Here is a 22,262-nt window from a genome sequence, read left to right as displayed (position 1 = left end):
ATGACTCCACGCATTCACCCGTCGGCGCACGCCGATGCCCTCCCTTGCCCGCTGCGCCCAGGCGCTCGTGGCTGACTGCCGTCCACTCTCTCGATCAATTACAGGCAAGGGACAACCACCATGCTCAAACAAGGCGTACTCCGCTGGCCCCAGATCGCCGGGCTCGGCATTTCACTGGTCATCGCCGGGCAGTTCTCCGGCTGGAACTACGGCCTGGCCAGTAGCGGCTGGGCCAACATGCTCGTCGCCACCCTGCTGATGGCCGTACTCTGCGGCGGCCTGGCGCTGTGCGTGTGCGAACTCTCCACTGCTCGGCCCCATGCCGGCGGCGTGTTCGCCTACGCGCAGCTGGCCTTCGGCCCCTTCGTCGGCTACCTGGTCGGCGCCGCCTGCGCGCTGGCGCTGACCATCGGCACGGGCGCGGCGGCCAACTTCCTCGCCGCCTACATGGAGTCGGTATTCGGCTTCGGCGGCTGGCCGGTGCGCATCGGCCTGTTCGCCGTGATCATCGGTATCCACATCATCGGCGTCGGCGAGGCCCTGGGCCTGACCCTGCTGGCCGGCGCCGTGGCCGCCATCGCCCTGCTGGCCTTCGGCGGCGCCATGCTGCCCCACGTGCACTGGGAAAACCTGCTGCCCACGGCTGGCAGCGCACTGCCGGGCATAAGCGTCGCCGGCGTGTTCGCCTGCGTACCGTTCGCCATCTGGATGTTCATCTGCCTGGAGCAGGTCGCCTCCGCTGCCGAGGAAGCTGCAGACCCCGGCCGCAGCATGCCGCGCGGGATCATCGCCGCTGTCGGTACCCTCCTGCTGACGGCCCTGACCGTGGTGATCAGCGCGCCGGGCGCAGCCGGCGTGGAAGTGGTCGGCAACGCCGGCGATCCGCTGTACGCCGCCATGACCCACGGCGGGCTGTACGGCGAGCGCGACTGGCTGCCGCTGCTGGTCGGCTCCGGCGCCGTGTGCGGGCTGCTGGCGACCTTCTTCTCGGTGGTGTTCTCGGCTTCCCGCCAGTTGTTCGCCCTGTCCCGCGACGGTTTCTTCCCTGCAGCGCTGGCCCGCACCAACCGCCGAGGCGCGCCCTACGTCGCCCTGCTGGTGCTGACCGTGATCGGCCTGCCGCTGACCCTGGTGCCGCCGGAAAAACTCCTGCTGTGCATCGTCCTGCTGCTGGGCAGTTGCCACCTGGTGCTGTTCGCCGCGTACCTGCGCCTGCACCGCAGCCAGCCCGGCCTGGCGCGCCCGTTCCGCCTGCGCGGCGGCCCTGTGATCGCCAGCGTCGGCATGCTGCTGACCTTCGTGGTCATCGCCGCCTGCTTCCAGCTGGAAGTGGCCATGCTCAGCGCCCTGGCGCTGGTGGTCGCCGCACTGATCCTCAACTACCTGCTGCGCGCTGCCACCCGCGCCGGCAAGCCCCTGGAGAATGTCGAGAATGTCTGAACCAACCCTGCTGCAACGCCGCCACCAGGTCATGGGCGATGCCTCGCCGCTGTTCTACGACGAGCCGCTGGAGCTGGTGAAAGGCGAAGGCGTCTGGCTCATCGACGCCAACGGCAAGCGTTACCTGGACTGCTACAACAACGTGCCCTGCGTCGGCCATTGCCATCCGAAAGTGGTCGCGGCCATGGCCGAACAGGCGGCGACATTGAACATTCATACCCGCTACCTCAACGAGCGTGTGGTGCGCTACGCCGAGAACCTCACCGCGACCTTCGCCGAGCCACTGGACAGCCTGATGTTCACCTGCACCGGCAGCGAGGCCAACGAGCTGGCCCTGCGCATGGCGCGCTTCGTCACCGGCAACCAGGGCGTGATCGTCAGCGACTACAACTACCACGGCAACACCACCTCGCTGGCGGCGGTAACCACGGCATTGCCCAGCTCCGAACCGTTCTCGGCCCATGCGCGGGCGGTGCCGATTCCCTGCCTGTATCAGGCAGACGGTACGCCCGAGCAAGTCGCCGATCGCTACGTGGCCAAGGTCGCCGAAGCCATCGCCGAGCTGCAGGCCGCCGGCGTCGGTCTGGCCGCCATGCTGATCGACACCCTGTTCGCCAACGAAGGCATCCCGCGCCTGCCGGCCGGCTACCTGGAGCGCGTGGCCAAGCTGGTGCGCGATGCAGGCGGCCTGCTGATCGCCGACGAGGTGCAATCGGGCTTCGCCCGTACCGGCGAGCACCTGTGGGGCCATCAGGCACACCCGTTCGTGCCGGACATCGTCACCCTCGGCAAACCCATGGGCAACGGATTCCCCCTGGCCGGGCTGGTGACCTCGCGCGAGCGCGTCGAGACCTTCGGCCGCGCCAACCTGTACTTCAACACCTTCGGCGGCTCGCCAGTGGCCGCCGCAGTCGGCCAGGCAGTACTCGACGTGATCGCCGAGGAAGACCTGCAAGGCAACGCCCTGCGCCAGGGCGCGAAGCTCAGCGCCGAACTGCATCGCCTGGCCGAGCGCCATTCGATCATCGGCGACGTGCGCGGCAAGGGCCTGTTCTTCGCCGTGGAACTGGTACGCGACCGCACCAGCCGCGAGCCGGCCGGGCTCGAAGCGCGACGTATCGTCAACGCCATGCGCCAGCGCGGCGTGCTGATCAGCAAGATCGGTGGCGCCGACAACATCCTCAAGATCCGCCCGCCGCTGCCCTTCCAGGCCGAACACGGCGAGCTGTTCATCGACACCCTGGACCAGGTCCTGGGCGAGCTTTGAGGGAATCTGACATGACTGACTTCTCTTCACTCGACCACGACCAGCAGATCGCCTGCCTGCGCGACCTGGCGCTGGATGCCCTGCGCCACTGGGACGGCGACTTCGTCGGCCTGGAACTGCTCAAGTACCGCGAGAACGCCGTGTTCTGCGCCACCCGCAGCGACGGCACGCGCAGCGCCCTGCGCGTGCACCGCGACGGCTACCACAGCGAAGCGGCGCTGCGCTCCGAGCTGACCTGGATGGAGCAACTGGCCGCCGGCGGCATTGGCGTGCCGACCATCATCCGCACCCGCGACGGCGAGCACCTGGCCGAAGTGCGCAGCGCCGCGCTCGATGAGCCGCGCTATGTCGACATGCTTGGCTGGCTGTCCGGCAGCACATTGGGTTCGGCGGAACAGGGCCTGAGCGCCGACGGTGACATCGAGGCGCTGTTCCACAAGGCTGGCGCCGTGGCCGCGCGCATCCACCTGAATTCGGCCCAGTGGCGACAGCCCAACGAGTTCACCCGCCACGCCTGGGACGAAGAGGGATTGGTCGGCGCCAATCCGTTCTGGGGCCGCTTCTGGGAACTGGACCTGCTCGCTGACGATGAGCGCGAGCTGCTCCAGCGCGCCCGCCAGGAGGCGCGCATGGATTTGCGCCGCTACGGCCGCAGCCTGGGCAACTTCGGCATGATCCACGCCGACCTGGTGCCCGAGAACCTGCTGCTGGAGGCGGGCGAGTTGCAGCTGATCGACTTCGACGACGCCGGCTTCGGTTGGCACATGTTCGAACTGGCCACGGCGCTGTACTTCTGCCAGGACGACCCACGCCTGGCGCAGATCGAAGCCGCGCTGCTGGCTGGCTACCACTCGGTCAAGCCGCTCTCCGCCGCGGACCGCGCCGCCCTGCCGCTGTTCCTCGCCCTGCGCGGCACGACGTACCTGGGCTGGGTGCACACCCGACGCAACAGCCAGACGGCCAAGGAGCTGGCACCGATGCTGATCGAACGCGCCTGCACCCTGGCCCGCGCCTACCTGGCGAGCCGCTGAATCTGGCAGAGCGCCACAAGCCCCTGGCGCGCAGGCACAATCCTGCACGCCAGCGCTGACCGATACTCGGCGCACAACCGAGGTGAACCGTCATGACCGGCATAGCCCGCCACCAGGCAACCGACTCCGATGAACTGGCCTGCGCCCTCGCGGGCTGGAGCCAGAACTACACCCAGCTCGGCCACGGCCGCTTGCAGGCGGAACTGCTGCACGTGCAGTTGCCCGACGCCTCGCTGATCTACGAACACTCCAATCTGCACCTGCACGAAAACATGGCGCCGCCGGACGACCATCTGGTGATCGGCCTTCCTCTGCGCGCCGGTCGCGATTCCCGCTTCAACGGCCAGGCGCTACACGACGACACCCTGCTGGTGCTCGAAGGCGGGCGCGAGCTGGAAATCTGCGCCGCCGGCGAGATCCACATGCTCGGCCTGACCTTCAGCCAACCGCAGCTGGAACGCCTGCTCGGCGCCGAGGAGCGCGAGCTGTTCGAGCGCGCATTGCCCCAGGGCCGACTGCAACTCTCGTCCATCGGCGCGGGCGCGCTGCGGTCCAGTCTGTGCGACGCCATCGCCTCCTTCGAAGACGAGCCGTGGCGCACCGGCGACCCACAACAGGCCGGCCATGCCGTTGCGCTGGTGCTCAGTCATGTCCTGCAGGCGCTGGAGGAAATCCTCCCGAACACGGCGCGCGAGGGCGCACCGCGCTCCCTGCCGCAGCATCGCCGCCTGGTGCTGGCCGCCATCGAACGGATGCAGACGGATCTCTCGCAACCCTTGTCGCTGCTGGAGCTGAGCCAGAACCTGAACACCAGCCAGCGCACCCTGCAGTACTGCTTCCGGCAGATCTGCCAGAGCACGCCGCAGCAGTTCTTCCTCAGCCTGCGCCTGGCCGAGGCGCGGCGACGGCTCAAGCAGGAGCCGCAGCAAAGCATCACGCACCTGGCGCTGGACCTGGGGTTTGCCAGCTCCAGCCATTTTTCGGCCTTGTATAAGCGCCTGTACGCCGAACAACCCTCCGTAATCTCCCGTACACGCTGATCGGCTTTATCTGTAGGAACGAGCTTGCTCGCGAACGAACTCACCGGCAGCTCCCGAGTCAATCGGGTTCGCGAGCCAGGGCTGGGCGTCCCCTCGGCCCTGCAAAAGACACTCCCAGCCGATCTGGCAACCACACCCAATCACTTGGCAGACACACGCAACGGCACAACGCCAGCCCTTACTTAGCATCGGCAGAAGTCTCATCCCCCAATCGACAATAACGAAACGGATGCCTTCGCCATGACCCACGCCGCCGTGCTGCGCCCCACCCTGCTCGCCCTGCTCATCGCCGGCGCCAGCAGCTCCGTCAGCGCCTACCAGCTGTACGCCACCGACGACACGCACCTGAACGCCGATCTCTCGGCGACCTTCGGGCTGTTCCACAGCCAGGAACGCTACAACATGACTGGCACGCTGGACGAGGGCTCGTCCTCCTGGCAGGAAGGCTTCATCAAGTACGGCCTGAGCGGTGACCAGAAACTCGGCGGCGCTGGCACCGCCTACGGCGCGTTCAACCTGCTCAGCTCCGGCACCTGGGGCGACGGCGACGCCGCCGGCTTCAGCGACGGCTCCGAGCGCACCACCAAGATCGAAGACGCCTACGCCGGCTGGCGCTCGGCCGGGCTGTTCCCGATGCTGGGCGAGGACGGCATCGACCTGTCCTTCGGCCGCCAGAACATCGTGGTCGGCGATGGCTTCCTGATCGATGGCGACGCCCTGAACATGGGCAAGGGCCTGGCCGATGGCGAATACAACCGTGGCGGTGGCTACTACCTGGCAGCGCGCCGTGACTTCGACGAGACCGCCGTGTTGCGCATCGGCGGCAAGGAAGGCTGGCGTGGCGACCTGATGCGTTTGAAATCCGACAACCGCGCCCAGGCCAACTCCGAGCTATACGTCGCCACCCTGGAACACGTCGCCCCGGAAGCGACTTTCGGTTTGACCTACATCGATGTCACCGACATCGACGAACGCTACGCCTCGCCCATCCAACTCGACCGTAAGGACATGAAGACCTACAGCCTGCGCGGCACCGGTAACGCCGGCGTGGAGAACCTGTTCCTTTCCGGCGAATACGCCTGGCAGGACAAGCGCGATGCCCAGTACAGCGACGACACCGCGAACGCCTGGTACCTCGAAGCCGGCTGGACCTTCTCCGACATCGCCTGGAAGCCCTACGTCAGCTACCGCTTCAGCCGCTTCTCGGAAGGCTACGACACGCTCTTCTACGGCTTCAGCCGTGGCTTCGGCACCTGGTTCCAGGGCGAAGTGGCAGGCAACTATTCCGGCCCGTTCAACAACAACACCCGCGTGCACAACATCGGCGCCAAGGTCACCCCGCTGGAAAACCTGTCCATCGGCGCGCAGTTCTTCGACTTCCACACCCTCGACACCGACCTGGGCAACACCGACGGCCGCGAACTGGACCTCTACGCCGAGTGGGCGATCAACGAACACCTGGTGATCATCCCGCTGGTGGGCCTCTACCAGCCGAAGAAGAGCGCGGCCGAAGGCGGCACGCAGATCGGCAACGACGACAGCAACCTCTACAGCCAGCTGCTGTTCTCCACCACCTTCTGATCCAACGAAAGCGAGCCCGCCATGCCCAGCCTCCTGACTTCGATCCAGGGCCGCATCACCTGGCTGGCGGGCCTCTGCCTGCTGCTGGTCTCCAGCGTGCTGATCGGCCTGTCGCTGTACCAGGCGCGACAGGACAGCCAGACCATCGGGCACGACAGCGGCGAACTCTTCGCCGCCTCCGCGCGGCACAACCTGGAAACCCAGGGCCAGGTTCAGGCCCTGCTGATCCGCGAGCGTTTGCAAAACAACCTGCTGCTCGGCGAAGGCCTGTGGCGCACCGTGCAGACCCTTCGCGCACAGCAACGTCAGGGCATTCTCGATCCCGCCGCATTGCGCAACGCACTTAACCAGGCGATGGCAGAAACGCTCGGCGCGCACCCGGAACTGCTCGGCCTGTTCCTGGTATTCCAGCCCGATGCGCTGGACGCCGCAGACGCCCAGTTCGCCGCCCGTGAAGACCTGGGCAGCAACGAAACCGGGCGCTTCGCCCTCTACCTGCTGCAGAACGGCAAGGAAACCCAGCGGGTGATCGGCACCGAGCAAGTCCTCGGCGACGCCACGCCCGGTCCCAGCGGCCAGCCCTACAACGCCTTCTTCACCTGCTCCACCACTCACGCCCGCCCCTGCGTGCTCGACCCGTATTTCGACGAAGCCTCCGGCCAGCGCCGGCTGGTCACCAGCGTCACCCTGCCCGTGCTGGAAAACGGCAAGGCGATTGCCGCCATCGGCTTCGACATCGACCTCGCCACCCTCCAGCAGAGCAGCGTGGAAGGCAGCCGCAGCCTGTTCGACGGCCAGGGCCGCATCCGTATCCTCAGCCCAAACGGGCTGGTCGCCAGCGACAGCGGCGATGCCTCGAAGCTGGGGCAGAAGTTCGGCGACAAGACCGTGCTCGCCGAGATTGCCGCCGGGCGCTCGCAGTCCAGCGACGACGGCGAGTCCATCAACGTGCTGCACAGTCTCGCCCCGGTGCCGGATGCTGCCCCGTGGGGAATCCTGCTCAGCGTGCCGCGCGCGGTGATGCTAGCCCCGGCTGAACGCCTCAAGGGCACGCTGGACGACCTGCGCTGGCGCAGTACTGCACTGGAGATCGGCATCGGTGTCGCCGCCGGCCTGCTCGGCATGCTGCTGGTGGCGCTCACCGCGCTGGGCATCAGCCGGCCGATACTGCGCCTGGCGCGCATGCTCGAAGACATCGCCGATGGCGAAGGCGACCTCACCCGCCGCCTCGACTACCCGCGCCGCGACGAACTGGGCCGCCTCGCCACCGCCTTCAACCGCTTCCTCGACAAGCTGCAACCGAGCATCGCCGCCGTGCAGTCAGCCACCCGCGAAGCCCATGCCACCGCCGACCGCTCCGCGCAGATCGCCCGGCAGACCAGCGACGGCATGCAGCAGCAGTTCCGCGAGATCGACCAGGTCGCCACCGCGCTGCACGAGATGTCCGCCACCGCGCAGGATTCGGCGCGCAGCGCCGCTCGCGCCGCCGAAGCTGCGCGCACCGCGGAGCAGGCCTGCGATGACGGCTTCCGCACCCTCGACGCGACCAACAGCGGCATCGACCTGCTGGCCGCCGGCATGCACCAGGCCATGGCTGAGCTGCAACAACTGGCGACGAGCAACGAGCAGATCGGTTCGATCCTGGAAGTCATCTGCGGCATCGCCGCGCAGACCAACCTGCTGGCCCTCAACGCCGCCATCGAAGCGGCGCGCGCAGGGGACGCAGGGCGTGGCTTTGCCGTGGTCGCGGACGAAGTGCGCGGGCTGGCCCGGCGCACTCAGGAATCGGTAGAGGAAATTCGCCAGGTGATCGAAAACCTGCAAGCCCGGGGTCACTCGGTAACTCAGGCCATGCAGGGCAGTTTCAGCCAGGCCCAGGGCAACGTCGATCAAGCGCGGCAGGCCATCGATGCACTACGCCGGATCGGCGAGGCGGTGAACCTGATCAGCGAAATGAACCTGCAGATCGCCAGCGCGGCGGAGGAACAGAGCAGCGTCGCCGAGGAGATCAACCGCAATATCGCCGGTATCCGCGATGTCACCCAGACCATTTCCGAACACGCACAACAGGCCGCCGGCGCCAGCCGTTCATTGAACGAACTGGCCAGCCGGCAGCAGGGATTGGTGGAGCAGTTCCGCGCCTGATTCAGATGTCGCTGCAGCGCGGGGTCTGGCGCAGATACTTGACGGTGTGCTGCTGGCCCTGGGAATCCAGGTAGACCATGGTGGCCTGGCTGACTTCGCAGCGCTCGTTGGGTTGGCTGATGCTCAGCACCTTGGCGACGTCCAGCGGCATGCCGTAGTGGTAAACGGCAGCATCGTCGGCGAAGGCGCTGAAGGACAACAGCAGGGCGGGGATGGCAAAGAGTGCATGTAGAGCGGATTTCATGGCGGGAACCTCAGGGATCACGCGGGTCGCGTCGATCGTGGCCCACTGCCATAAATCTAGCCGATGAGACCTTTCCTACACAGATCGACTTCGACAATGCATTTCTTCGGTTAGCGCAACAATAATGCCTTGCGGGTGTGCCATGGCCTGTGATTGTGACGCTTCCCGCTGTCAGAATGGCAGCATTCGTTCCCGCCCGCCGATTGCAGCCAGGGCGTTCCGCCGCAAGAATGATCGCCATCGATCGGATCGGGAGGCGCCATGAAACGCGTGGCCATGCTGCTGTTCCCCGGCGTGCAGGCGCTGGACGTTTCCGGGCCGCTGGATGTGTTCGCCGAGGCCAATGCCTTCGTTCCTGCCGGCCAGGGTTATCAGGTAATTACCCTGGCCGCCCCGCCGCTGCCTTTGCGCGCGTCCAACGGTCAACTGCTCAGTGCCGATTTCAGCCTCGACCAGGGCGATTGCGCGGCCGATATCCTGCTGGTGCCGGGCGGGCCGCGATTACCGGACGAGGCGCCCGCGCCGGCGTTGCGCGCTTGGCTGCGTGCAGCCTGTGCGCTGGCGCCGCGCTATGGCTCGATCTGCACCGGCGCCTTTCTGCTTGGTCACGCCGGGCTGCTGGACGGCAAACGCGTGACCACCCACTGGAGCGATGCACGGCGCCTGGCCGACTTGTTCCCGCAGGCGCAGGTGGAACCGGACCGCATTCATGTGCGCGATGGCGCGCTGGTGACCTCGGCGGGCGTCACGGCAGGGATCGACCTCGCGTTGGCGCTGGTGGCGGAAGACCACGGCGCGGCGGTGGCCTTGTCCGTGGCGAAACGCTTGCTGGTGGTCGCCCAGCGCCAGGGCGGACAATCGCAGTTCAGCCCCTTCCTACAGGCGCCGGCCGACGAAACCTCGCCCGTGGCGCGTATCCAGCGCTACGTTCAGGAAAACCTCGACCAACCGCTGGGCGTACCGCAACTGGCCGCCGAAGTGGCGATGAGCCCGCGCAGCTTCGCTCGTGTGTTCGTCCGCGAGGCAGGCGTAACCCCTGCGGAATTCGTCCAGCGCGCCCGCATCGACGCCGCACGCGGGCTGCTCGAAGGCGGTGACCTGGCACTGAAAGTGATCGCCTGGCGCTGCGGCTTCGGCAGCCCGGCGCGCATGCGCCTGGTGTTCGTGCAACGCCTGGGCGTGACCCCGACGCAGTATCGGGAGCAGTTCCGCCGCGAGGGCTGACCTGCTTTTTGTAGGAGAGAGCTTGCTCGCGAACCTGTGGCCTGCGGTGCCCACCCGACCGCGGATAAACCCGCTCCCACAACCGCCCATACCTATTCCGATCGAGCGTGGGAGCGGACTTCGTCAGCGATTGCTGTCCGTCCACACGGAAACCTCGGCAGACAGCAGGCTCGCTCCTGCGATGAGCCTGTCCGGCTCAGATCGGCGGCGCCGAGCGCAGCATCACCGACTTCAAGGCGAAGGCCGATTTGATCCCCGCCACGCCGGGAATCTGCGTCAGGGTATTGGTCAGGAACAGCTGGTAGGCCGACAGGTCCTTCACCACCACCCGCAGCATGTAGTCGGCGTCGCCGGTCATCTGGAAGCAGCTCATCACCTGCGGCGCCTGGACGATGCGTTCTTCGAACCGGGCGAGGTAGTCGCCGGTCTGTTTTTCCAGGGAGACCGAGACGAACACGCTCATGCCGCCGGACAGGCGCTCCTCGTCGAGGCGGGCGAAATAGCCCTGGATGTAGTGCTCCTCTTCCAGGCGGCGGACCCGGCGCAGCGTCGGGGTCAGCGACAGGCCGATGTTCTGCGCCAGATCGCGCCAGGACAGGCGGCCATCGTCGGCCAGGGCGCGGAGGATTTTCAGGTCGGTGCGGTCGAGATCAGCCATTTTTGGTCGTACTACTCAGTGCTGTTTTTATAGTGCAAACACACTAATCCTTAAGCTCTGAGCTAGTCAATTTGGAGCAAAAAACCAATCGGTCACACCTATACTGAAACCACAACTACAACAACCGAGGACCTCACCATGAGTGATGTCACCACCCGCCACGCGACCCCGCGCGGCACCTGCACCGTAGCCCGACCCGGCCGGGTGCGCCCGCCAGGCATGGCTTCTTCCGTTCGCTGATCCACACCCACGATCACAACTGGAGACCGCCATGACCGACTACGCCCCACTCCGCCTGCACGTCCCCGAACCCACCGGACGCCCGGGCTGCAAGACCGACTTCTCCTACCTCCATCTCTCGCCCGCCGGCGAGGTGCGCAAGCCCGCCATCGACGTGGAACCCGCGCAAACGACCGACCTGGCCTTCAGCCTGGTACGCGTGCTCGATGACGACGGCAACGCCGTCGGCCCCTGGGCCCCGGAACTGAGCCACGAGCAACTGCTGCGCGGCATGCGCCTGATGCTCAAGACGCGCATCTTCGACGCGCGCATGCTCACCGCCCAGCGCCAGAAGAAGATGTCCTTCTACATGCAGTGCCTGGGCGAAGAGGCCATCGCCACCGCCCACACCATGGCCCTGCGGGACGGCGACATGACCTTCCCGACCTACCGTCAGCAGGGCATCCTGATCACCCGCGACTACCCGCTCAAAGACATGATCTGCCAGCTGCTCTCCAACGAGCAGGACCCGCTCAAGGGCCGCCAGCTGCCGATCATGTACTCCAGCCGCGAGAAGGGTTTCTTCTCCATCTCCGGCAACCTCGCCACCCAGTTCATCCAGGCTGTCGGCTGGGGCATGGCCTCGGCGATCAAGGGCGACACCAAGATCTCGTCGGCCTGGATCGGCGACGGCGCCACCGCCGAATCCGACTTCCACACCGCCCTCACCTTCGCCCACGTCTACCGCGCGCCGGTGATCCTCAACGTGGTCAACAACCAGTGGGCGATCTCCACCTTCCAGGCCATCGCCGGCGGTGAAGGCACCACCTTCGCCAACCGGGGCGTGGGTTGCGGCATCGCCTCCCTGCGGGTGGACGGCAACGACTTCCTCGCGGTCTACGCCGCCTCGCAATGGGCCGCCGAGCGCGCCCGCCGCGGCCACGGCCCGAGCCTGATCGAGTGGGTCACCTACCGTGCAGGCCCGCACTCCACTTCGGACGACCCGTCCAAGTACCGCCCCGCCGACGACTGGACCAACTTCCCCCTGGGCGACCCCATTGCCCGCCTGAAGCAGCACCTGGTCGGCCTCGGCATCTGGTCCGACGACCAGCACGAAGCGCTGAAGAAGGAACTGGAAGCCGAAGTGATCGCCGCGCAGAAAGAAGCCGAACGCCACGGCTCGCTGGTCGACGGCCACGTGTTCAGCGCCGCCAATCTGTTCGACGACGTCTACAAGGACCTGCCGGAACACCTGCGCCGGCAGCGCCAGGAGCTTGGGGTATGAATGCCATGAACCCGCAACACGAGAAGGTCCAGGCGGTCACCAGCATGACCATGATCCAGGCGCTGCGCTCAGCGATGGACGTGATGCTGGAGCGCGACGACAACGTCGTGGTGTTCGGCCAGGACGTCGGCTACTTCGGCGGCGTATTCCGCTGCACCGAGGGCCTGCAGAAGAAGTACGGCACCTCCCGGGTGTTCGATGCGCCGATCTCCGAGAGCGGCATCATCGGCGCCGCCGTCGGCATGGGCGCCTACGGCCTGCGCCCGGTGGTGGAAATCCAGTTCGCCGACTACGTCTACCCGGCCACCGACCAGTTGGTGTCGGAAGCCGCGCGCATCCGCTACCGCTCGGTGAACGACTTCACCGTGCCCATGGTGGTGCGCATGCCCTGCGGCGGCGGCATCTACGGCGGGCAGACGCACAGCCAGAGCCCGGAGGCGATGTTCACCCAGGTCTGCGGCCTGCGTACCGTTATGCCGTCCAACCCGTACGACGCCAAGGGCCTGCTGATCGCCTGCATCGAGAACGACGACCCGGTGATCTTCCTCGAACCCAAGCGCCTGTATAACGGCCCGTTCGACGGCCACCACGACCGCCCGGTGACGCCCTGGTCCAAGCACCCGGCCAGCCAGGTGCCCGAGGGTTACTACAGCGTGCCGCTGGACAAGGCCGCCATCGCCCGCCCCGGCTCGGAACTGACCGTGCTGACCTATGGCACCACCGTCTACGTGGCCCAGACCGCCGCCGAGGAAACCGGCATCGACGCCGAGATCATCGACCTGCGCAGCCTCTGGCCGCTGGACCTGGACACCATAGTCCAGTCGGTGAAGAAGACCGGCCGCTGCGTCATCGTCCACGAAGCCACCCGCACTTGCGGCTACGGCGCCGAGCTGATGTCGCTGGTGCAGGAGAACTGCTTCCACCACCTCGAAGCGCCGATTGCCCGCGTCACCGGTTGGGACACGCCCTACCCGCACGCCCAGGAATGGGACTACTTCCCCGGCCCCGCCCGCGTCGGTGCGGCCTTCAAGCGCGCCATGGAGGTCTGAATGGGCACTCACGTCATCAAGATGCCGGACATCGGCGAAGGCATCGCCGAGGTCGAGCTGGTGGAATGGCACGTCCAGGTTGGCGACGAGGTCCATGAGGACCAGTTGCTGGCGGAAGTCATGACCGACAAGGCCACCGTGGAAATTCCCTCGCCGGTCGCCGGCAAGATCCTCGCCCTGGGCGGCGTGCCCGGCCAGGTGATGGCCGTGGGCGGCGAGTTGATCCGCCTGGAAGTGGAAGGCCAGGGCAATCACCGCGAAGCCGCGCAGCAGAAGGCTCATGAAGAAGCTCCAACCCAACCGGCGGAGAAACCTGCGCCGGTAGCCGAAGCAGCGAAGCCGGCTCCACGCGTCGAAAGCAAACCCGTCGCCCCGGCCGTGCGCCCTGCGCCCTCTCCGGCTCCGCGCCGCGCGCCGGGCGAAAAGCCGCTGGCCTCGCCGGCGGTACGCCAGCGGGCTCGCGACCTGGGCGTGGAATTGCAGTTCGTCCAGGGCAGCGGCCCGGCCGGACGCATCCTGCGCGAGGACCTGGAGCACTTCCTCGAACACGGTGGCGCGACCATCGCCTCCGGCTACACCGCGCGCCATGACGAGCACCAGATCCCGGTGATCGGCCTGCGCCGCAAGATCGCGCAGAAGATGGCCGAGGCCAAGCGGCGCATCCCGCACTTCAGCTACGTCGAGGAAATCGACGTCACCGATCTGGAGGCACTGCGCGTCCACCTCAACACCAAACACAGCGCGGCGCGCGGCAAGCTCACCCTGCTGCCCTTCATCGCCCGCGCCATGGTCGTCGCCCTGCGCGACTTCCCCCAGCTCAACGCGCGCTATGACGACGATGCCGACGTGATCACCCGCTACGGCGCGGTGCACCTGGGCGTCGCCACCCAGAGCGACAACGGCCTGATGGTGCCGGTGCTGCGCAACGCCGAATCCCGCGACCTGTGGGGCAACGCCGCGGAAGTCGCACGCCTGGCCGAAGCCGCACGGCATGGCAAGGCCAGCCGCGAGGAGCTGTCCGGCTCGACCATCACCCTGAGCAGCCTCGGCGCGCTCGGCGGGATCGTCAGTACACCGGTGATCAACTATCCGGAAGTCGCCATCGTCGGCGTCAACCGCATGGTCGAACGGCCGATGGTGATCAACGGGCAGATCATCGTGCGCAAGATGATGAACCTGTCCTCCTCCTTCGATCACCGGGTGGTCGACGGCATGGACGCGGCCGCCTTCATCCAGGCCGTGCGCGCCCTGCTCGAACATCCCGCCACCCTGTTCATCGACTGATGAGTGGAGCCAGAGACGTGAAACAGAACCAGACTCTCGAAACCACCCTGCTGGTGATCGGTGGCGGCCCCGGCGGCTATGTCGCGGCGATCCGCGCCGGCCAGTTGGGCATCCGCACCGTGCTGGTGGAAGGCGCTTCGCTGGGCGGCACCTGCCTGAACATCGGCTGCATCCCGTCCAAGGCGCTGATCCACGCCGCCGAGGAATACCTCAAGGCCCGCGAATTCGCCGGCCAGTCGCCGCTGGGCATCAGCGTGCAGGCGCCCAGCATCGACATCCAGCGCACCGTGGAATGGAAGGACGGCATCGTCGACCGCCTGACCACTGGCGTCGCCGCGCTGCTGAAGAAGCACGGCGTCACCGTGGTGAATGGCTGGGCCAGGATCGTCGACGGCAAGACCGTCGAGGTCGACCTCGCCGAAGGCGGCACTCAGCACATCCACACCGATCACCTGCTGCTGGCGGCCGGTTCGAAATCCGTCGAGCTGCCCTTCCTGCCGGTGAGCGGCAACGTCATCTCCTCCACCGAAGCCCTGGCGCCCAAGGCCCTGCCCAAACGCCTGGCGGTGGTGGGCGGCGGCTATATCGGCCTGGAACTGGGCACCGCCTACCGCAAGCTGGGCGTCGAAGTCACGGTGGTGGAAGCGCAGCCGCGCATCCTGCCGACCTACGACGAGGAACTGACCAAGCCGGTGGCCAACGCCCTGCGCAAGCTCGGCATCGAGTTGTACCTGGGCCACAGCGTCATGGGCCTGGAGCCGGACGGCAAAGGCCTGCGCGTGCAGGATGGCGCCGGCTCGCAACGGGTGATCGAGACCGACCAGGTATTGGTTGCCGTTGGCCGCCATCCCAACACCGCCGGCTGGAACCTCGACACCCTGCGCCTGGACATGAACGGCCGCGCCGTGCGCATCGACGAGCAGTGCCGCACCTCGATGCGCGACGTCTGGGCCATCGGCGATATCGCTGGCGAGCCCATGCTGGCCCACCGCGCCATGGCCCAGGGCGAGATGGTCGCCGAGATCATCGCCGGCAAGCGCCGCGCCTTCACGCCCACGGCAATCCCGGCAGTGTGCTTCACCGATCCGGAAGTGGTGGTGGTCGGCCTGTCGCCCGAGCAGGCCCAGGCCGCAGGCTACGAGGTGCTGACGGCGAATTTCCCGTTCGCCGCCAACGGTCGCGCCATGACCCTGGAGTCCAGCGATGGCTTCGTCCGCGTGGTGGCACGCAAGGACAACCACCTGATCCTCGGCTGGCAGGCGGTAGGCAAGGCGGTCTCCGAGCTGTCCACGGCGTTCGTGCAGTCCCTGGAAATGGGCGCCTGCCTGGAAGACATCGCCGGCACCATCCACGCCCACCCAACCCTTGGCGAAGCCGTGCAGGAAGCTGCGCTGCGCGCGCTGGGACATGCCTTGCACGTCTGAAGCCTGCACTCTCCAACTGGCTTCCCCCTCCTGACCCGCCGATTGGCGGGTCTTTTTTTGCAGGGCCGAGGAGGACGTCTGGTCCTTGCTCGCGAATCCGTGGCCCTGCTGCGGGAGTGCTCCTTGGACGTCCTCGGCGGGCTTGAACCCGTCACGGGCGGAGCCCGCCCCCACCGATGGTCGATCACCGCACGGAATGTGATTCTGCACACCTGTGCACAGGGGATTACGTAGCCTGGTGAATCATCGACGTTTCCGGCGTTTTGACGATTTATAGGGAATTTTCCTCACCATATCCGCTTCACCGCCCCGCATTGACCAAATTAACCATTTGGTACATTTTGCTTCTACAGGCCTTTCCTCTACGGCCATACAAGAACAACGGAGCCATTCCCCATGCCTCACATCCTGCTCGTGCTCAACGGGCCGAATCTCAATCTGCTCGGTACCCGGGAGCCCGCCACCTACGGCCACGAAACCCTCGACGACATCGCCGCGCTCTGCCAACGCACCGGCGCCGAGAGTGGCCTGGAAATCGAATTCCGCCAGACCAACCACGAAGGCGAGCTGATCGACTGGATTCACCAGGCGCGCGGCCGCTGCGCCGGTATCCTGATCAATCCCGCTGCCTGGACCCACACCTCGGTGGCGATCCGCGATGCACTGGCCGCCGTGGAATTGCCGGTGATCGAAGTGCACCTGTCCAACGTGCACAAGCGCGAGAAATTCCGGCACCACTCGTTCGTCTCCGCTATCGCCGTGGGCGTGATCGCGGGTCTGGGTAGCGGCGGTTACCGCGCCGGCATCCAGCACTTCGCCAAGCTGCTGCAGGAGTGAGCCCGATGAGTGAGCACCGTACCGTCCTGGCCGGCCTGATCGGCGCCGGCATCCAGGCTTCGCGCACCCCGGCGCTGCACGAGCGGGAAGGCGACGCCCAGGGTTTTCGCTACCTCTACCGCTTGATCGACCTGGACACCCTGGGCGTCGATTCAGCCGCCCTGCCCGACCTGCTGGCTGCCGCCGAGCGCATGGGCTACACCGGGCTGAACATCACCTTTCCGTGCAAGCAGGCGGTGATTCCGCTGTTGCACGAACTCTCCGATGAAGCGCGCGGCATCGGTGCGGTAAACACCGTGGTGCTGCGTGACGGCAGACGGATCGGGCATAACACGGACTGTCTGGGGTTTGCCGAGGGATTCCGCCGCAACCTCAGTGATGCGCCGCGCGAACGTGTGGTGCAACTGGGGCCGGTGGCGCGGGCGCTGCGGTAGCCCATGCCCTGCTCAGCGAAGGCGTGGAGCAACTGACGATCTTTGAAGTGGATTCGGCCCGTGCCCAGGTGCTGGTGGACAACCTCAACGCCCACTTTGGCGGACAGCGCGCGCGGATCGGTCACGACCTGGCCAGCGCACTCGCCGAAGCCGACGGGCTGGTCAACACCACGCCAGTCGGCATGGCCAAGCTACCCGGTGCGCCGCTGCCGCTGGAATTGCTGCACACACGCCTGTGGGTGGCGGAGATCATCTACTTCCCGCTGGAGACCGAACTGCTCAGCCACGCCCGCCGCCTGGGCTGTCGCACCCTGGATGGCGGCAACATGGCGGTGTTCCAGGCGGTGAAGGCGTTCGAGTTGTTCAGTGGCGTGAAGGCGAACGCTGAGCGGATGCTGGCGCATTTCGCGACGGTGTGATTCCGCTCTCGCTCCTGCGCCAGGATCCAGATGGAGCGGTTTCGGCAGGAGCGAGCTCGCTCGCGACCCCTCCCCGCTCCAAATCCTGCCGGCCTAGGGCTGGACGTAGCGCAACACCGCCTCGACGATCATGTCCTTGTGCCGCGCCTTGATCGCCGGGTCCTCCAGCTCGATCTGGAACAGCGATCCGACCGTGTGGCGGTTGGACACGCGATAGAAGCAGAACCCGCTGATCAGCATATGCACGTCAATGGCCTGCAGGCCGCCACGGAACGCGCCGCTGGTGGCGCCACGCTGGAGGATGTCCTCGATGGTACGCAGGATGTTGCTGTTCATCGAACGGATTGCCTCGGAGCCGGAGGCAAACTGGCCGTAGTGGATGTTCTCGATGCTGACGATGCGCACGAAATCCACGTTGCGGTCGTGGTGGTCGAAGGTGAAATCCACCAGCCGGCGCATGGCTTCCAGCGGCTCCAGCTCAGCCAGGTGCAGCGTCTGCTCGGTGCCGCGGATGTCGCCGTAGAGCTTCTCCAGTACGGCCTGGTAGAGCTGTTCCTTGCTGCCGAAGTAGTAGTAGATCATCCGCTTCGAGGTATTCATGCGCTCGGCGATGGCATCCACCCGCGCCCCGGAAAGACCCTGCTGGACGAACTCGACGATGGCCGCCTGGAGAATATCCTCGCGGGTCTTCTCCGGGTTGTTCTTGCGGCCCCGGCGGGCGGTTTCGGCAGGAATAGGCTGGATGGCGCTGTCGGCAGTCATGGGCTCGGGCATCGGTCCGCCGGCGCCAGTGCGCCGGCTGTGCGGTGAAAGAATCCGCGGATTATGCGCGCCCCAGCGCCCTTCAGGCAAAGCGCAGCGGGCTCAGACCTTCGGCCGGCGCGTGGTACCGTTGCGTGCCTGGGCCATGGCCGCCAGGCGCACGGCGACATTGGCCGCACCATAACCGGCATAACCGCCGCGCCGCTGGATGACTTCGAAGAAGAAGCGCCCCTCGAACGGTTCGGTATAGACGTGGAACAGCTCGCCGCCGTTGGCATCGCGGTCGTAGAGCACATTGAAGTAGGCCAGCTCGCTGAGGAATTCGTCGTCGAAGTCGAAGCGAGCGGCGAGATCGTCATAGTAGTTGAGCGGAATTTCCAGCAGAGGCACGCCGGCATCCTTGGCCCGCGCCACCTCGGCGAAGATGTCCTCGCAGGCGAAGGCGATGTGGTGCACGCCGGAGCCGCGATAACTGGACAACGCGTGGGAGATGGCGGTGTTGCGGTTCTCCGAGATGTTCAGCGGCAACCGCACGCTGCCGTTGGCGCTGCGCAGGGCGCGGCTCTTCACCAGGCCGTAGGGGTCGGGCAGCACCACTTCGTCGTCGGCCTCGAAGTCGAACAGCCCCTTGTAGAACAGCACCCAGCTGTCCAACCCATCCGCCGGCAGGGCCAGGGCCATGTGGTCGATACGCTGCAGCCGGCCACTGGGCCGGGCCTCGGGATCGAGACGAAAGTCCACGTCATAGATGGTCTGCCCGCTGGCACGCTCTTCAACCAAGTAGATAAGGCTGCCGTCCGGCGCACGCACAGCGGGAATCTCTCGCTCGTTGGGGCCGACCAACCCGCGATACGGCTGGCCCTTGTAGTCCTGTGCACGCTCCAGAGCGCTGGCGGCGCCACGCACGCGCAATGCGGTGGCGCATAACGACGGGCCATGGGCTTCGAAGAAGCTGTGGCCGAAGGAATAGGGTTCGGCGTTGAGCACGATATTGATGTCGCCCTGGCGCAGCAGGCTGACCGCCTTGGAGCAATGTTCGCCGGCGCGGGCGAAGCCCAGGCGCTCCAGCCAGTTGCCCAGGCGCGCGCCAAGGGCTTCGTCCACGGCGAATTCGAGGAACTCCACACCATCAAGCTGGCTGGCCGGTGGCGGCGCGAACAGGCAGTCCAGTTGTTCCTGCGGCATGCCTTCGCCGAGCAGGCGCTCGCGGGTCTTCTCCTCCAGATACAGCAGCGAACGCAGGCCATCGGCGGCGTTGGCCCGCGGCGGCGCGGCGCGGAAGCCGTCGTTGAAGATTTCCAGCGACAGCGGACCGCGATAGCCACTCTGGAGGATCGGCCCAAGGAAGCCCGGCAGATCGAACTCGCCCTGGCCGGGGAAATTGCGGAAGTGCCGGCTCCACTCGAGCACATCCATGGCCAGGATCGGCGCATCGGCCATCTGCACGAAGAAGATCTTCTCCCCCGGAATCTGGGCGATGCCGGCAGGGTCACCCTTGAGCGATAGCGTGTGGAAGCTGTCGAGGATCACACCCAGCGCCGGGTGGTCCACCGCGCGCACCAGGTCCCAGACCTGCTGCCAGGTGTTCACATGACGCCCCCAGGCCAGGGCTTCGTAGCCCACGCGCAGGCCACGGGCGCCGGCGCGCTCGGCGGCGAGGCCGAGGTCCTCGAGGAGGAATTCGCGCTCGCCCAGGCAGTCCGCCGCAACGTTGCTGCACATCAGCACCAGGTCGGTGCCCAGCTCCTGCATCAGGTCGAACTTGCGTTCCAGGCGGTCGAGGTTACGTGGCAGGCGGTCGCGGCGGCAGCCCTCGAAGTCGCGGAACGGCTGGAACAGGGTGATCGCCAGCCCCAGATCGGCACACAGGCGGCGCACGTCGCGCGGGCTGCCGCCATGGTAGAGAAGATCGTTCTCGAAGATTTCCACGCCGTCGAAACCGGCGGCGGCGATGGCTTCGAGCTTGTCCGGCAGGGTCCCGCTCAGGGAAACGGTGGCGATCGAACGTTGCATCTCTGAACTCCTGCCGGGCGGGGTGAGGGGCTTGTTGGAATCGGTCTCCGGCTGAGTCCGATTATTCTGGCGGTCCGGGCCGGCAGCAATTTAAAGTGTACTAACTGGTTAGTTTTGTGTTCGATTACCGAACCAAAGGCCGTTTATCGAATTGACGCTGTTCCGGCCGCTGCTCAAGATTTGGCCACGTCGACGCAAACCGGCTGCCGGGGACCTGCCTCAATCCCTGGAACAACGACAGCCGCTGCGAGATGACTGCATGTCATCCATAACAATTTCAAGAACGGGTACTTGCTCATGTACATCACTCCCCCCCGCCTCGCTGCCCCCCTTGCGCATCGCCAAACCATCCTGGCCCGCCCGATGCCCGGTTTGTGCACGCCGTCCGGCCACCGCCGCGCGCACTGATTTTCGCCAGCCACCGCACGTCATTCCTGCAACCCTCGCCGATCGGCGGTGGAGTACGCGGAACGCTTGCGGCACGACAATAATTCCCGAGGCTGCGCGTCAGCCCGATAACGGATGGCCCGATCATGATCCATACGCAATCCGCTCCCCTCGCCGCGGTCGCTCCGCACGGTTCTTCCCTCTTCGGCAAGGTGCGTGGCGCCATGGCCGTCGGCAAGGTGCGCTGGGGCATGCTCGCCCTGGTGTTCTTTGCCACTACCCTGAACTACATCGACCGCGCCGCCCTGGGCGTGATGCAGCCGATCCTCGCCGAGAAGATGGCTTGGACGGCCATGGACTACGCCAACATCAACTTCTGGTTCCAGGTCGGCTATGCCATTGGTTTCGTGCTGCAGGGTCGGCTGATCGACCGCATCGGCGTGAAGCGCGCATTCTTCTTCGCCGTGCTGCTGTGGAGCTTCGCCACTGGCGCCCACGGCCTGGCCAGTTCGGCGGCCGGCTTCATGGTCTGCCGCTTCATCCTCGGCCTGACCGAAGCGGCCAACTACCCCGCCTGCGTGAAGACCACGCGTCTCTGGTTCCCCGCCGGCGAACGCGCCATGGCCACCGGTATCTTCAATGCCGGCACCAACGTCGGCGCCATGGTCACGCCTGCCCTGCTGCCGCTGATCCTCGCGGCCTGGGGCTGGCAGGCGGCGTTCCTGTGCATGAGTGCGTTGGGCTTCGTCTGGGTGATCCTGTGGGGCCTGAAGTACTTCAATCCCGACGAACACCCGACGGTGAAGCAGAGCGAGTTGGACTACATCCAGGCAGCCGACGAGCCGCCGGCCGAGCGCGCGCCCTTCTCCGCCATCCTGCGCATGCGCGGCACCTGGGCCTTCGCCGTGGCCCTTTCGCTGACCGCGCCGGTGTTCTGGTTCTACCTCTACTGGCTGCCGCCCTTCCTCAACCAGCAATACGGCCTGGGGATCAGCGTCACCCAGATGGGTATTCCGCTGATGCTGATCTGGTTGACCGCAGACTTCGGCAGCATCGGCGGCGGCATCCTGTCGTCCTGGCTGATCGGTCGCGGCATGAAGCCCATCCATGCGCGCCTGCTGTCGATGTTCATCTGCGCCTGCTGCATCATCGGCGTGGTCTTCGCCGCCAAGGCCAGCGGCCTGTGGATCGCCGTGGCCGCCATCGCCCTGGGGGTGGGTGCGCACCAGGCCTGGACGGCGAACATCTGGAGCCTGGTGATGGACTACACGCCCAAGCACATGATGAGCACGGTGTTCGGCTTCGGCGGCATGTGCGCGGCGATTGGCGGCATGTTCATGACCCAGATCGTCGGCTACATCCTCACCGTCACCCACAACAACTACGCGATCCTCTTCACCCTGATCCCGACCATGTACTTCCTGGCCCTGGCCTGGATGTTCTTCATGGCCCCGCGCCAGGTGCCCGGCGCGCCGGAGTGATCCGCAAGCCACGACGAAGAACCCCGCCAGTTGGCGGG

17 protein-coding genes and 2 pseudogenes are annotated in these 22,262 nt (G+C 66.3%); 15 read left to right on the top strand and 4 right to left on the bottom strand.

Annotated features, from left to right (window positions below):
- The first annotated feature begins 120 nt into the window (after positions 1–120).
- The 7 genes and pseudogenes from GJV37_RS12150 (at position 121) to GJV37_RS29815 (ending at position 8,504) form a co-directional block, all read left to right on the top strand.
- Complete coding sequence (locus tag GJV37_RS12150) at positions 121–1,440, top strand: amino acid permease (protein ID WP_024762527.1); 1,320 nt, start codon at positions 121–123, stop codon at positions 1,438–1,440.
- Positions 1,433–2,707, top strand: coding sequence for an aspartate aminotransferase family protein (locus GJV37_RS12145; RefSeq protein ID WP_084357841.1), 1,275 nt, complete (start codon positions 1,433–1,435; stop codon positions 2,705–2,707). Before GJV37_RS12150 ends, GJV37_RS12145 begins: the two co-directional genes overlap by 8 nt.
- Before the next feature lie 11 nt (positions 2,708–2,718).
- The gene (locus GJV37_RS12140; RefSeq protein ID WP_084357839.1) at positions 2,719–3,738 is read left to right on the top strand and encodes a phosphotransferase enzyme family protein; all 1,020 of its coding nucleotides are present in this window, start codon (positions 2,719–2,721) and stop codon (positions 3,736–3,738) included.
- Positions 3,739–3,830: 92 nt separating this feature from the next.
- The gene (locus GJV37_RS12135) at positions 3,831–4,778 is read left to right on the top strand and encodes a helix-turn-helix domain-containing protein (protein ID WP_193452555.1); all 948 of its coding nucleotides are present in this window, start codon (positions 3,831–3,833) and stop codon (positions 4,776–4,778) included.
- Between the two features lie 240 nt (positions 4,779–5,018).
- Positions 5,019–6,359, top strand: a complete 1,341-nt coding sequence (locus GJV37_RS12130) for an alginate export family protein (RefSeq protein ID WP_169887564.1) — start codon at positions 5,019–5,021, stop codon at positions 6,357–6,359.
- 21 nt (positions 6,360–6,380) lie between these two features.
- A pseudogene (locus GJV37_RS29820) lies at positions 6,381–7,646 on the top strand (HAMP domain-containing protein); the annotation flags it as partial.
- Between the two features lie 303 nt (positions 7,647–7,949).
- Positions 7,950–8,504, top strand: coding sequence for a methyl-accepting chemotaxis protein (locus GJV37_RS29815; RefSeq protein WP_413247461.1), 555 nt, complete (start codon positions 7,950–7,952; stop codon positions 8,502–8,504).
- 1 nt (position 8,505) lies between these two features.
- Here GJV37_RS29815 and GJV37_RS12120 read toward each other — a convergent pair whose 3' ends face one another.
- Entirely contained in the window at positions 8,506–8,748 is a 243-nt protein-coding gene (locus GJV37_RS12120; RefSeq protein ID WP_024762522.1) for a DUF2790 domain-containing protein, read from the bottom strand.
- 261 nt (positions 8,749–9,009) lie between these two features.
- On the opposite strand from GJV37_RS12120, the gene GJV37_RS12115 reads away from it, so the two are divergent.
- The gene (locus GJV37_RS12115) at positions 9,010–9,972 is read left to right on the top strand and encodes a GlxA family transcriptional regulator (protein ID WP_169887566.1); all 963 of its coding nucleotides are present in this window, start codon (positions 9,010–9,012) and stop codon (positions 9,970–9,972) included.
- A 196-nt stretch (positions 9,973–10,168) separates the two neighbouring features.
- Here GJV37_RS12115 and GJV37_RS12110 read toward each other — a convergent pair whose 3' ends face one another.
- Entirely contained in the window at positions 10,169–10,630 is a 462-nt protein-coding gene (locus tag GJV37_RS12110; protein ID WP_024762520.1) for an Lrp/AsnC family transcriptional regulator, read from the bottom strand.
- A gap of 271 nt (positions 10,631–10,901) precedes the next feature.
- On the opposite strand from GJV37_RS12110, the gene GJV37_RS12105 reads away from it, so the two are divergent.
- The 6 genes and pseudogenes from GJV37_RS12105 to GJV37_RS12080 all read left to right on the top strand — a co-directional run bounded on the left by GJV37_RS12105 (position 10,902) and on the right by GJV37_RS12080 (position 17,581).
- Positions 10,902–12,134 carry a 3-methyl-2-oxobutanoate dehydrogenase (2-methylpropanoyl-transferring) subunit alpha gene (locus GJV37_RS12105; RefSeq protein WP_024762519.1) on the top strand — a complete coding sequence of 411 codons (1,233 nt, stop codon included), beginning with the start codon at positions 10,902–10,904 and terminating at the stop codon, positions 12,132–12,134.
- A complete protein-coding gene (locus GJV37_RS12100) occupies positions 12,131–13,183 on the top strand; it encodes an alpha-ketoacid dehydrogenase subunit beta (RefSeq protein ID WP_193452553.1) in 1,053 nt (350 codons plus the stop codon). Before GJV37_RS12105 ends, GJV37_RS12100 begins: the two co-directional genes overlap by 4 nt.
- Positions 13,184–14,467 carry a dihydrolipoamide acetyltransferase family protein gene (locus GJV37_RS12095; protein WP_193452552.1) on the top strand — a complete coding sequence of 428 codons (1,284 nt, stop codon included), beginning with the start codon at positions 13,184–13,186 and terminating at the stop codon, positions 14,465–14,467.
- 17 nt (positions 14,468–14,484) lie between these two features.
- Positions 14,485–15,891 carry a dihydrolipoyl dehydrogenase gene (lpdA, locus tag GJV37_RS12090; RefSeq protein ID WP_246228300.1) on the top strand — a complete coding sequence of 469 codons (1,407 nt, stop codon included), beginning with the start codon at positions 14,485–14,487 and terminating at the stop codon, positions 15,889–15,891.
- A gap of 396 nt (positions 15,892–16,287) precedes the next feature.
- Positions 16,288–16,728 carry a type II 3-dehydroquinate dehydratase gene (aroQ, locus tag GJV37_RS12085; RefSeq protein ID WP_024762516.1) on the top strand — a complete coding sequence of 147 codons (441 nt, stop codon included), beginning with the start codon at positions 16,288–16,290 and terminating at the stop codon, positions 16,726–16,728.
- A gap of 5 nt (positions 16,729–16,733) precedes the next feature.
- A pseudogene (locus GJV37_RS12080) lies at positions 16,734–17,581 on the top strand (shikimate dehydrogenase).
- A 93-nt stretch (positions 17,582–17,674) separates the two neighbouring features.
- Here the strand turns inward: GJV37_RS12080 and GJV37_RS12075 are convergent.
- The gene (locus tag GJV37_RS12075) at positions 17,675–18,343 is read right to left on the bottom strand and encodes a TetR/AcrR family transcriptional regulator (protein WP_024762514.1); all 669 of its coding nucleotides are present in this window, start codon (positions 18,341–18,343) and stop codon (positions 17,675–17,677) included.
- 102 nt (positions 18,344–18,445) lie between these two features.
- The gene (quiC, locus tag GJV37_RS12070; protein WP_038803205.1) at positions 18,446–20,356 is read right to left on the bottom strand and encodes a 3-dehydroshikimate dehydratase QuiC; all 1,911 of its coding nucleotides are present in this window, start codon (positions 20,354–20,356) and stop codon (positions 18,446–18,448) included.
- Positions 20,357–20,889: 533 nt separating this feature from the next.
- On the opposite strand from quiC, the gene GJV37_RS12065 reads away from it, so the two are divergent.
- Positions 20,890–22,224, top strand: coding sequence for an MFS transporter (locus GJV37_RS12065; RefSeq protein WP_024762513.1), 1,335 nt, complete (start codon positions 20,890–20,892; stop codon positions 22,222–22,224).
- Positions 22,225–22,262 lie beyond the last annotated feature (38 nt).

The organism is Pseudomonas nitroreducens (assembly GCF_010994165.1).
In the GTDB taxonomy this organism is placed as follows: Bacteria; Pseudomonadota; Gammaproteobacteria; order Pseudomonadales; family Pseudomonadaceae; genus Pseudomonas; species Pseudomonas nitroreducens.
This window is presented reverse-complemented; position numbering and strand designations above follow the sequence as displayed.

What these genes read in the sequence shown, in the direction of transcription:
- GJV37_RS12150 (WP_024762527.1), top strand. Translation starts at nt 121, where the DNA reads ATGCTCAAACAAGGCGTACTCCGCTGGCCCCAGATCGCCGGGCTCGGC.
- GJV37_RS12145 (WP_084357841.1), top strand. Translation starts at nt 1,433, where the DNA reads ATGTCTGAACCAACCCTGCTGCAACGCCGCCACCAGGTCATGGGCGAT.
- GJV37_RS12140 (WP_084357839.1), top strand. Translation starts at nt 2,719, where the DNA reads ATGACTGACTTCTCTTCACTCGACCACGACCAGCAGATCGCCTGCCTG.
- GJV37_RS12135 (WP_193452555.1), top strand. Translation starts at nt 3,831, where the DNA reads ATGACCGGCATAGCCCGCCACCAGGCAACCGACTCCGATGAACTGGCC.
- GJV37_RS12130 (WP_169887564.1), top strand. Translation starts at nt 5,019, where the DNA reads ATGACCCACGCCGCCGTGCTGCGCCCCACCCTGCTCGCCCTGCTCATC.
- GJV37_RS29815 (WP_413247461.1), top strand. Translation starts at nt 7,950, where the DNA reads ATGGCTGAGCTGCAACAACTGGCGACGAGCAACGAGCAGATCGGTTCG.
- GJV37_RS12120 (WP_024762522.1), bottom strand. Translation starts at nt 8,748, where the DNA reads ATGAAATCCGCTCTACATGCACTCTTTGCCATCCCCGCCCTGCTGTTG.
- GJV37_RS12115 (WP_169887566.1), top strand. Translation starts at nt 9,010, where the DNA reads ATGAAACGCGTGGCCATGCTGCTGTTCCCCGGCGTGCAGGCGCTGGAC.
- GJV37_RS12110 (WP_024762520.1), bottom strand. Translation starts at nt 10,630, where the DNA reads ATGGCTGATCTCGACCGCACCGACCTGAAAATCCTCCGCGCCCTGGCC.
- GJV37_RS12105 (WP_024762519.1), top strand. Translation starts at nt 10,902, where the DNA reads ATGACCGACTACGCCCCACTCCGCCTGCACGTCCCCGAACCCACCGGA.
- GJV37_RS12100 (WP_193452553.1), top strand. Translation starts at nt 12,131, where the DNA reads ATGAATGCCATGAACCCGCAACACGAGAAGGTCCAGGCGGTCACCAGC.
- GJV37_RS12095 (WP_193452552.1), top strand. Translation starts at nt 13,184, where the DNA reads ATGGGCACTCACGTCATCAAGATGCCGGACATCGGCGAAGGCATCGCC.
- aroQ (WP_024762516.1), top strand. Translation starts at nt 16,288, where the DNA reads ATGCCTCACATCCTGCTCGTGCTCAACGGGCCGAATCTCAATCTGCTC.
- GJV37_RS12075 (WP_024762514.1), bottom strand. Translation starts at nt 18,343, where the DNA reads ATGACTGCCGACAGCGCCATCCAGCCTATTCCTGCCGAAACCGCCCGC.
- quiC (WP_038803205.1), bottom strand. Translation starts at nt 20,356, where the DNA reads ATGCAACGTTCGATCGCCACCGTTTCCCTGAGCGGGACCCTGCCGGAC.
- GJV37_RS12065 (WP_024762513.1), top strand. Translation starts at nt 20,890, where the DNA reads ATGATCCATACGCAATCCGCTCCCCTCGCCGCGGTCGCTCCGCACGGT.